At 28.4% G+C, this 9,607-nt stretch carries 12 protein-coding genes; 2 read left to right on the forward strand and 10 right to left on the reverse strand.

Features of this window, described 5'->3' with window-relative positions:
• Positions 1 to 183: 183 nt before the first annotated feature.
• From PF569_02545 to PF569_02585, 9 genes are read right to left on the reverse strand one after another with little or no spacing between them, the layout of a single operon-like run.
• Positions 184 to 888 carry a site-specific DNA-methyltransferase gene (locus tag PF569_02545; protein ID MDA3855111.1) on the reverse strand — a complete coding sequence of 235 codons (705 nt, stop codon included), beginning with the start codon at positions 886 to 888 and terminating at the stop codon, positions 184 to 186.
• Between the two features lie 25 nt (positions 889 to 913).
• A complete protein-coding gene (locus tag PF569_02550) occupies positions 914 to 1,441 on the reverse strand; it encodes a hypothetical protein (GenBank protein ID MDA3855112.1) in 528 nt (175 codons plus the stop codon).
• Entirely contained in the window at positions 1,438 to 1,998 is a 561-nt protein-coding gene (locus PF569_02555) for a hypothetical protein (protein ID MDA3855113.1), read from the reverse strand. Before PF569_02555 ends, PF569_02550 begins: the two co-directional genes overlap by 4 nt.
• Complete coding sequence (locus tag PF569_02560) at positions 1,988 to 3,313, reverse strand: hypothetical protein (GenBank protein ID MDA3855114.1); 1,326 nt, start codon at positions 3,311 to 3,313, stop codon at positions 1,988 to 1,990. Before PF569_02560 ends, PF569_02555 begins: the two co-directional genes overlap by 11 nt.
• 3 nt (positions 3,314 to 3,316) lie before the next feature.
• Positions 3,317 to 3,913: a hypothetical protein gene (locus tag PF569_02565; GenBank protein MDA3855115.1), complete on the reverse strand. Its 597-nt coding sequence runs from the start codon at positions 3,911 to 3,913 to the stop codon at positions 3,317 to 3,319.
• Position 3,914: 1 nt separating this feature from the next.
• Entirely contained in the window at positions 3,915 to 4,193 is a 279-nt protein-coding gene (locus PF569_02570; protein ID MDA3855116.1) for a hypothetical protein, read from the reverse strand.
• Between the two features lie 16 nt (positions 4,194 to 4,209).
• A complete protein-coding gene (locus PF569_02575) occupies positions 4,210 to 5,682 on the reverse strand; it encodes a hypothetical protein (protein ID MDA3855117.1) in 1,473 nt (490 codons plus the stop codon).
• Positions 5,683 to 5,704: 22 nt separating this feature from the next.
• Complete coding sequence (locus PF569_02580; protein ID MDA3855118.1) at positions 5,705 to 6,574, reverse strand: hypothetical protein; 870 nt, start codon at positions 6,572 to 6,574, stop codon at positions 5,705 to 5,707.
• Position 6,575: 1 nt separating this feature from the next.
• Positions 6,576 to 6,992: a hypothetical protein gene (locus tag PF569_02585; protein ID MDA3855119.1), complete on the reverse strand. Its 417-nt coding sequence runs from the start codon at positions 6,990 to 6,992 to the stop codon at positions 6,576 to 6,578.
• 135 nt (positions 6,993 to 7,127) lie between these two features.
• On the opposite strand from PF569_02585, the gene PF569_02590 reads away from it, so the two are divergent.
• Both PF569_02590 and PF569_02595 read left to right on the forward strand, forming a co-directional pair.
• A complete protein-coding gene (locus PF569_02590; protein MDA3855120.1) occupies positions 7,128 to 7,601 on the forward strand; it encodes a hypothetical protein in 474 nt (157 codons plus the stop codon).
• A 251-nt stretch (positions 7,602 to 7,852) separates the two neighbouring features.
• Entirely contained in the window at positions 7,853 to 8,857 is a 1,005-nt protein-coding gene (locus PF569_02595; GenBank protein MDA3855121.1) for an ATP-binding protein, read from the forward strand.
• Positions 8,858 to 8,866: 9 nt separating this feature from the next.
• On the opposite strand, the gene PF569_02600 is transcribed toward PF569_02595, so the two are convergent.
• Positions 8,867 to 9,526, reverse strand: a complete 660-nt coding sequence (locus PF569_02600) for a hypothetical protein (GenBank protein MDA3855122.1) — start codon at positions 9,524 to 9,526, stop codon at positions 8,867 to 8,869.
• Positions 9,527 to 9,607 lie beyond the last annotated feature (81 nt).

Consider the following 9,607-nt stretch of genomic DNA (forward strand, 5'->3'; position numbering starts at 1 on the left):
CATATATTTATTATCAATAAAACTTTCTTCTTTTTCTAAAAAATGTATAAATTTAATAATTTTTTTTCTAAAATCATCATATTCTTTTTGATTAATAAAAAATTCCATTAAAAATTCAGATTGTAATAAATATTTATTCATATTTATAATAAAAATTTACACCTTTATATATATAATTAAAATCTAATAACAATTTAACAAAGTCTTAACCTCAACATTAACTCTTTTATCTGCTAATTTGAAATACTCTTCATTATTCTCAAATCCAATAAATCGCCTATTCAATTCTTTAGAAGCAATAGCAGTTGTGCCACTACCCATAAAACAATCTAAAACTAAATGGTTCTCATCAGAACTTAACTGAATAAACTTTCTAATAATAGAAATTGGCTTTTGTGTAGGGTGTTCATTTCTAAGACCATTTGTTACAACACTATGACTTTTGAAATATAATTTATAGTCCAGTTTTCCATTCCAATAAACACCCTTGCTTCTAAGAAAAACAATATACTCGATTTCAGGCAAATACGCACTATTTTTACATGGAATGGGAGCTTTCTTATTCATGGTTAAAATATCAAAGTTCAAACCTCTCTCAATAGCTAATAATAGATACTTCGGCAACAAAGCTTTATTACAAAAGAAATAAGCATTAACATTCCCACCTTGTAAATCTAAAATGTCGGGAATAAACTTTTCAAAATTAAATACATTAAGATTTGCACTTTTAATTTTTAACTGCAATTTTCGACCTTTGTTAATACCTCTACCATGTGCATCAAACTCATAAGGCGGGTCACAAACAATAAGATTAGGAACTATATTGTTCTCTTTCATCCGTTCAATCCCTTCTAAACAATCCATCAAATAAATCTTATCTAGCTCCATTTTAAAATAAAAAAATTAAAGAGAACTAAAAGTCCCCATACTTATTATGAATTAAATCACTTCTATTCTTTCTGTATTCTGAATAAGGCTTACCATTTCTTGAAATCCTTTTACCTGGTGGCAAAGCTTTTCTATGTCCATCTAAATATGGGTCTCTCATAATTCCTGTTTGATGGTCTCCTTTTTGAATTACTATACCATTATTGTAACCTTTCCATTTAGCCTCAATTTGGTTTTTAGTCTCAGTTGGTAAAAATAGAGTTCTTCCTTTATCTGTTGATATAAGAAAACCTTTATTATATCTTTTCTGTCCCATCTTCAAAGCAGGAGTAACTTTAACCTCTGAAAAATCTTTAAAATTGGGACTTAGATTTGTTGAAAACAAAGACTTATTTATTTTCTTAGATCTAACTCCTGACAATAAATTAGTTTCAAAACTTTGTCCATTTGGAAATACAAAATTTACATTCTTTTTCAAAACTGTTCCTCTAGTGTATTGAATACCTAAAGCCTCATCAAACTTAACTTCTTTTTGTTTATTAGTATTATTCATCTTTCTACCTCGCTAATTGGTTCTGCCTGTGGATTTAGAATCTCATTTGGCAAATATGCAACTGGTTCATTAATAGGCTTTTTATTTCCTGTATCAATTCCCAGTTTTTCAGCTATCACTAACTGCATTTTTTCTTGTTTCTTCAATCTCTCATTAACATAAAGACCAATACCTACTAGTGCAATTGCTAAGAGTAGACCTATTACAACTTGTACCACTAAAATATCTTTCAAAGCCTCATCAAGAGCAATCGCCAAACCACCAACCGCAGAACCTACTGCACCAACACTCATAAGAGTTTTATTATTCAAACTAAATAATTTAATTTGATTATCTGTTGCAGTTTGCAAGCCCTCATGAGTAAGACTATTTTGAGCTTTGATTACTGCCGTATCTTGTCTAAGTAAAGAAGTATCCATTTTGATTTGTGATGTATCTCCTTTGATACTTTTCAAACCTTTATTTAAGGAACTCCTTTCAGCACTAGCCTTTTTCTCATAATCACTACTTGAACTCTTGATAGGTGTTTTAGTCATCTTTAATTCTTTAGTTACCACTTTGAATTACCTCCTTAACTATCATTTGCCCGTTAGTGTCTTTTGTTTCATAGTCATTAACATTAACAGTTAAGTTTATTGGGCTTTCAGGCTTTGAATCAGAAGACTTTTTGCTTTTTCTTGACTTCCTTTTCTTTCTGCTTTTTTTTGTGCTAGAAATCGCCTTTTTAGCTGTTTTAGATTTCTTTTGATTTTCAACATATAACCAATAACCTAAAACACCTAAAAGTATAACAATTCCAACAATTGCAATCCACCATTCTTGAAGCCAAACTGCAATTCCATTCAAAGCAATACCAACACCAGAAGACGCCCTAGTTGCACTAAGTCCTAAAGGATTCTCTTTCCCGTCTCCAAATTGTTCAATACCAACACCATCTTCAGTTTTATTCCAAATTTCCTCTTCGGTTTTCTCATCAATTTTTTTAAAACTAACTGCTTTGCCATCATCATAAACAAAATTATCAGGCTCTTTATACTTCTCCCGATTTTTATCAGCAATGCTTTTATGATTATCTGCACCCTTTTCCCAATCATCATTAAGAAAAGCCCTATCCCTATCATTCAAATCAGTTACAACTGGAGACTCTGCAATAGCCCTAAAGTTAAGTGGGTCATCAGGACTAAGATTAGGATTAACAGCAGTTCTTTTCATGCCATCCCTTAATCTTCTTTCCTCTCCATAACTTGCTTTCCAAATAGAAAACTTTTCTTGGTCTTTTAGAGACATTTGAGATTGCAGTTTATCCATTTCCGAAATTCTACTACCATCAATTTTAACAACATCACCCTCAATATTAACAATTTTATTTTTTAAGGCAAACTCCATAAATGGGTCATCACTCTTCACATTATTCTCCCATTCTACATTTGCATAATTCACTAATTTAGGATTTGTTGTCTGCAAATCTCTTAAAACCTTTGAAGTATCCCTTACTTCATTAACCATTGAGCCGACTTCTTGATTTAATAAATCATTAGCCCTTTCATTTCCAGCTAAACGAGGATTTAATGCTATCATTGATTTTTCTAAAATATTATCATTAGTCAAATCTCCCTCATCATAACTTCTCTTCAATTCAGCTCCAACATTATAAGCCATACCAACAGGACTAATATTTCTAATCATAGTCTTGACTTCATGTTTTTTAGCTTCCTCTTCAATACCTTCCAAAGATTTAATCTCATCTTGTAGGTCTTGCTTTTGTACTGTGTTACGAGATGCTTTATTGTTTGTCGTTTCACCTATCCACGCCGTCCAAAAAGGTCTCTTCTCCACAACATTTGTGTAGTCTCCTAATTTATCTTCTGCCATTATTTAGTATCCTCCAAAATAGTATAGAAACATCTCCTGATAAAAATCCGAAAAAGCAATTGGATTGATATATTCTAAACCTATAAACAATAACATAAACGCCTGAACCAAAATAATTGCATTATGAAAAAGAACATATTTAGCATACTCAATATCATTTCCTTTATTTTTGTTGTAAAAAGCAATACCCCAATTAAGTAGAGCTCCTACAATTAAAATTAAAGATAAAGCAACCAAAAAAGCAGGTTCAATTTTTGTTAAACTTCTTGCATGTTCATTTATGTTAAAAATTACAGATAAAGGGATAATTGAAATTAATAAAAATGTTTCAACAAATAAATTATAAAGTGGGTTTATAATTTTAAACACAGGTGCAATTACTACAAGAAAGTCTTTAGCTGCTAAAAAAACAGTAAGACTTGTTGCAAGTGTAATTATTCTATCTGCTCCTTCATAGTCTAAATATCCTGAATACTCAAATAGTCCCAAGATAGCAACTATGAAAAAACGAATAATTACATTAAGTCCAGCTTTAAGCTGTCTGTCATGGTCTGCATCCGCTTTCAAATATTCCCAAAATTCCATTATTGAAAATCCCATTTTAATTTCTTCTAATTCTCCATATCAAAAAGACAATAAATAGTATAAATGCAGTCACATACCAATATTCAAAAATTAAGAATATTAAATCAACTAAAATATACATTATTGTCTCTGTAATTACTTCCCAAAGTGAAATAGTTGCTATTGCTAAAATTGGAATTATGATAAGCCAATTAGAAATAACTTTGAAAAAATCAGTCATTCCTAAAAATGGAATTAGTCTTATACCAATTCCTAAACCTATCATTACTATTCCTGCAATAATTAACTCTAACATTTTACCATTACCTCAACTAACTCACTATCTCACTAAGTTTCAATACTTCTCTATCAAACATTTGCCATAACTCTTCATGTTTCCTTAATGGGTCATAGAAGATGGGAATTACTGCATTTTTACCATCTACAATTAAATTTAATTCAAAAGGCTCAAACTCTTTAAGTTTAATGTCATCAAGCAATGTAAACCTAGTCACATTATTCTCATCAATTTCAAACTCAATAGTTTTTATTATTTCACCTAAATCAACTTTAATTTCACTAACAATATGATTAACTGCAATTTCTTTACTTGCATCTAACATATATGGCTCATCCATAACATTACTATAAAGAACTTGGTCTGCATCATTTTGAAAGGCAGGTGTATCACAAGTTAAAGTACTTATTGCATATCTGCTACTAGTATAAGATTGCCACTTATTACTTTGAATATACCATAAGTTATCTTCATAACCACCTCTAACATAAGTATTAGCATGCAAATATCCAGCAGGTACACATATTTGGTCCCAATAACTATAATGATAACGAGCTAAATCTATTCCTGCACCAAAATCATATCTGCCAAAAGTTTTAGTTTCCGTATTTTGAACACCGCCAAACCAAATAGTTTTACCAATTGATGTTGAAGCTAAATAGAATACTTGATCACCAATATAAACGCTGTTCCCATTAATTCTAATTTCAGTTTCTCCAGAGACATAAACTCTTGCATAAAGTTCCTTGTTTATAGCTCGACTTCTCATATACCAGATACCAATTGAATCACCATAATCGTAAATTCTCCCCAAAGTATCAATTAAAGCAATTTCGCCTTTCTTTCTATCTTTAAGTTTGATTCTGATTTCATCTGTAATAGTATCTTTATAATAAAAATTATTATCACCATTAATTGCTTTAAAACCTATTTTTAACTGAGTTTCATAATCACTTAAAGGACTTTTAAAATGAGTAACAACATCATATTTTTTTGTTTCCTCTGAATTCCTTAATGTGAAAAATACATCCCCTGATTCATCAACAAATTCATTAATATTATTGATTTGATACTCAATATTATACTCAACATTTGGCAAAGCGTGAAACTTATGTCTTGTAGTTAAGTTATCAAGAATTTCTTTCGTATAAAAAAATATACCTTCATCATTAATTATATTAACTCTTACTGGAGTATCAACATAAATTACTTTTGCCTTTGTTTCATTATGCTTAAAGGTTAATGTTCCTAAAAGATAATTCTTGTCATACTGTAATTTCTCAGGCACAGGCACAGCAAGAGCAATATTTTGCACAAATTCAGTTCCATCAAAATCAAACCGATTTACATAATTTGCCCAAAAACTAGAAGTCTTTGCTTCAAGTTCATCTTCATCATCAAATATTCCTACACTTGTGACATATCCAGCCTGATACGCCCAACCCACACTAAGAGTTAAGCATAATACTGTTAATACCGCAATTATTATTTTACTATTTTTTTGCATTTCTTAATACCTCACAAAAGTGTTAATTCACTGAACTAATCTCCTCAAAACTTGTAGCTTGAAGTTTAGCTAAATCGTTTAATAAACTTGTTTTAATTAAGTCTTCATTAACATCAACATAATTACTTGAATTAGTCTCATCATTGCTAATCTCTAGTCTTACTTTAAATCCATCTTCTAAATATTCATCTTCAAAGACTGAACCCTTAACATCATAGTTCAAAGTAATTTTAATCCATTCATTCTCTACTAATGTGTCTTCTTCAAAATCAACATCTGTGATAGTTATTTTTGAATCATTTACATCAATAGGTAAAACATCAGACACAGTTAAATTATCTTCAATATCATACCACAAAATCATTGAATCAGAACTTGAATCAGCAATAACAACTTCAGGAACTCTTAATTTTGCATTAGTTCTATCAACTGTAACCTTACCAACATTTAATTTGTAATCAAAAGAAGCTAATTCATTATCTCCACTTAATACCTTAATAGTTTTAGAATAAACATCTACTCCATTAATATCAGTTGCAGAAAACAAGTTTGGCACTTTGATAAGCTCAGTTTTTCCACCTAAAATTTCAACATTCAAAGTTTCATTTTTACCTAAAGCCTCATAAACTATTTTCAGATTATAATCCTTATCTTCATTGACATTATCAATTTTTAATTCAATACTACTAACTTTATCGACATCAGTTGTAGAGCCTATGTATTGATAAACATCAGTTGCTTTAATTTTCAAGTCACTTGTGCTTACTTCTTTATACACACCACTTGAATTTTTAGTTAATACATAACCAATTCCACCTAGCAAAAGAATTACAGCAATTACACTAAAGGCAATTATAGCAAATCCTCCACTTGCTTTTTTATTAGATTTCATTTTAATCAAACCACCTCACAAGACTATAAATTGACACAATTGCAACTTCTAGGACTAACGCCACAAAAACATATTCTCCCATTGAAAAAAGTTCTAAAATTGCGAATACTACTGTTACGATTAAACCAATAATCATACCTACTAACATTTGTTTAATGTTATCAAATGCGTTTCTATCTTTTGAGAAATAGGCAACAATCAACGCACAGACCATCCCCATAAATCCTAATGCAGGAATATCTAAAAAATCTTGAGACCAAATATAGGCTTCAAGAGATTTAGGTAATAAGTTTAAAGTCAAATCTGAAAAAGTGTTAATCAGAAATTGAACAAAAACTACAAGTAATCCTGAAATTATAGGTATAGCAGACAAAACCGCTATATCTCTTACTTTGTAAAACTTAGGTTCATTTACCATAGTAAGTAAAATATAGTCATTAGTGTTTAATTGAGAAATGAAATGTTATAGGCTCATAACAAATGTGAGGGTTATTTATATGTTTGAAGTAGTTTGAAAGCAAAAAGATATAAATAATTAAATTTAATTATTTTTATGGTTAAAATTAATGTCAGTGTTATTTTATTTGTGCTTTTATTCTTTTTAAGTGGTTGTTCTAATAATCAAATAAATCACTCAGAAATAATTTATGAAAAAAATGTAGTTTTAACAGGCTTTTTAGATTATGAAGAAGACTATTCAATATATTTTAAAGAGAGTAATTCTAGTAAAAAATATCTTTTAATAGAGTGTGAAGAGAATTATGCAATAAAATTTAAAAAAGAAATTACATTAAAAGGTTTCTTTACAAATATTGATGGAAAAACATATTTTTACTGTGGTGATTATAATTTTAAAAAAAATAATTTAGAAAAAGAATACTCTAAATTATTACAAAATATTTCAAATTTTAAAAAAACTCAAGATAAATTAATAATAACTGTGTCAGACTTAAATAAGACAGTTAATAAATTAAATTCAACAAAAAATCATATAATTTCAGAAATAAGTTTTTTAGAAGACAATTAAACATTTAGTCAAATAAAAAATGTCTTTAGTGCTAAAACAATACATGAAGGACCATAGATCAATATTGATTGAATTGAAGCATTATTTGATTTCGAAGACCCATACGATAGTAAAAAAAATGGCATAAAATACACAGACTACTATTTTGATATTTCTGAAATTAATGACTCTTACGGAATTTATTTTATTGGAAATAGAACTGAAGATGGAGAAGAATATACTGAACATAAATTTTGGGTAAAAAGAGAAGAATGAAATTAAATAAATCATTTATTGCAATAATATTTTTTACAATTATAGTTCTAAGTGGTATTTATATTTCTTATAACCAGAATATTAAATGGCAAATATCTCAGCAAGATAATGCAGAAAAATATATTTTAGATAATTATAATGTTGAAAATTTAAAAAATTTAACTTATGTAACTTCAATGTGTTATTATCATGGAAGTTTTTATAATTGTCAATTAAATTCTAAAACCTTTGGTTACTCTCAAGTTGAATTCTTTTTGATAAATAACACCTATCATTATAAGTTAATTGAAGCTGAATCTCCTGAGAACTCAGTATATTTTTATTTAATATTTATTTTTATTTTTATTTATGGAATTATTGTATACAAAATTTTCAGTGGAAACTCTTTGAAACTAGATTTAGGAATAGCTGAAGAAATAAACAAGGCAAGGCAATTAGAAAAATTAAAAAATAAAAATAATGAAAATGAAAGTAAATTAAAAAGAAAAGAGTTAGTAGAATCATATAAATCATTAATTGCGGGGCATGAGAGCAAGAAAGTTGAATTAAAATCAACTTTAAGATGGTGTACTAAAACAGACTCATTAAATAAAGATTTAGAATTTGAATGTTTAAAAACAATTAATGCCTTTTTAAATTCTAATGGTGGATTTTTATTTATTGGTGTTGATGACGATGGAAAACCTTATGGGATTGAAAAAGATATTAAGTCTTTTGGGAAAAAAAATAATTTAGACAAATTCTCAACACATTTAGAATCTTTAATTAGTGATAGAATTGAAAAATCAGCTTTATCTTCAGTAACATTTGATAGCTTTAAATTAGACAACAAATTAATCTTTGTAGTAAATGTAATTAAGGGTAAAATTTGGCATTTTGTAAAAAATAATTCTAAAAAATATGATTTTTATATTAGAGGTAATTCATCTTCAAGAAAATTTTTAAACCCTATTGAAATTAGAGACTATCAAGACAAACATAAAAAAGGCTTGAAAAATTAGAAGAAGAATCTAGCTCATAATATTTTTTATAAGGTTTTTTTGAGTATCTTTAAAATTTAGATTTGGATTTATAATTAATTTACCCTTAGAAATATATTTTTCATAAAAAATAACACCTAATATTTCTTTTTCGCCTAAATCTTCAAATACCTTGATAGTAGTTCTTTCAATTGCTTCAAATCGTTTAGCTCCAAAGCCAAATTCCTCTTTCTCATCATGATACCCCATATACAAAATGTCTGAAAATTGAAAAGCAATAATAGGATTTTGTTTCCCTTTTAACTGCCCTTTCTCTATTTTATCTTTAATTCTTCTTTTTATTCTTCCAAGTAAGTGACTCTCCCTATTGGATTCGCTTTTAGATGGAAAAGATGAATTGGAATGAATTTCAACTAATTTAAATTTTGAATCATAATACATTATAGACTTAATAAAATTATCTTTAAAAACATCATCTTTAGTCTCTTTTAGATATTTTTCCCCTTTATATTTTTTAGATAATTCTTCTAGTCTATCTCCAAATTCTCCATAAGATGAATACCAGTTTTTATAACTAAGCAATGATTGGTTTTGATTTTGAAATCCTTTACCTGGAAAAAAGTATCCTGTTTTGATTTTTATTATTGGAAAAATTTGAGGGGTTTGACTTCCCAATCCTAAAACTGCCATCGCATGGTAGTGTCTTGCACTGTCTTAGCAGTGTAGCGCAATACCGAATTATGCGACCTCAGCAAGATTAATAATAAAGAA

The sequence above is a fragment of the Candidatus Woesearchaeota archaeon genome (genome assembly GCA_027858315.1).
GTDB lineage: Archaea > Nanobdellota > Nanobdellia > Woesearchaeales > UBA583 > UBA583.

Bases quoted from the DNA above. Each gene is read 5' to 3' on its own strand.
- PF569_02545 (MDA3855111.1), bottom strand. From the start codon at position 888: ATGGAGCTAGATAAGATTTATTTGATGGATTGTTTAGAAGGGATTGAA.
- PF569_02565 (MDA3855115.1), bottom strand. From the start codon at position 3,913: ATGGGATTTTCAATAATGGAATTTTGGGAATATTTGAAAGCGGATGCA.
- PF569_02550 (MDA3855112.1), bottom strand. From the start codon at position 1,441: ATGAATAATACTAATAAACAAAAAGAAGTTAAGTTTGATGAGGCTTTA.
- PF569_02560 (MDA3855114.1), bottom strand. From the start codon at position 3,313: ATGGCAGAAGATAAATTAGGAGACTACACAAATGTTGTGGAGAAGAGA.
- PF569_02590 (MDA3855120.1), top strand. From the start codon at position 7,128: ATGGTTAAAATTAATGTCAGTGTTATTTTATTTGTGCTTTTATTCTTT.
- PF569_02575 (MDA3855117.1), bottom strand. From the start codon at position 5,682: ATGCAAAAAAATAGTAAAATAATAATTGCGGTATTAACAGTATTATGC.
- PF569_02595 (MDA3855121.1), top strand. From the start codon at position 7,853: ATGAAATTAAATAAATCATTTATTGCAATAATATTTTTTACAATTATA.
- PF569_02570 (MDA3855116.1), bottom strand. From the start codon at position 4,193: ATGTTAGAGTTAATTATTGCAGGAATAGTAATGATAGGTTTAGGAATT.
- PF569_02585 (MDA3855119.1), bottom strand. From the start codon at position 6,992: ATGGTAAATGAACCTAAGTTTTACAAAGTAAGAGATATAGCGGTTTTG.
- PF569_02580 (MDA3855118.1), bottom strand. From the start codon at position 6,574: ATGAAATCTAATAAAAAAGCAAGTGGAGGATTTGCTATAATTGCCTTT.
- PF569_02600 (MDA3855122.1), bottom strand. From the start codon at position 9,526: ATGGCAGTTTTAGGATTGGGAAGTCAAACCCCTCAAATTTTTCCAATA.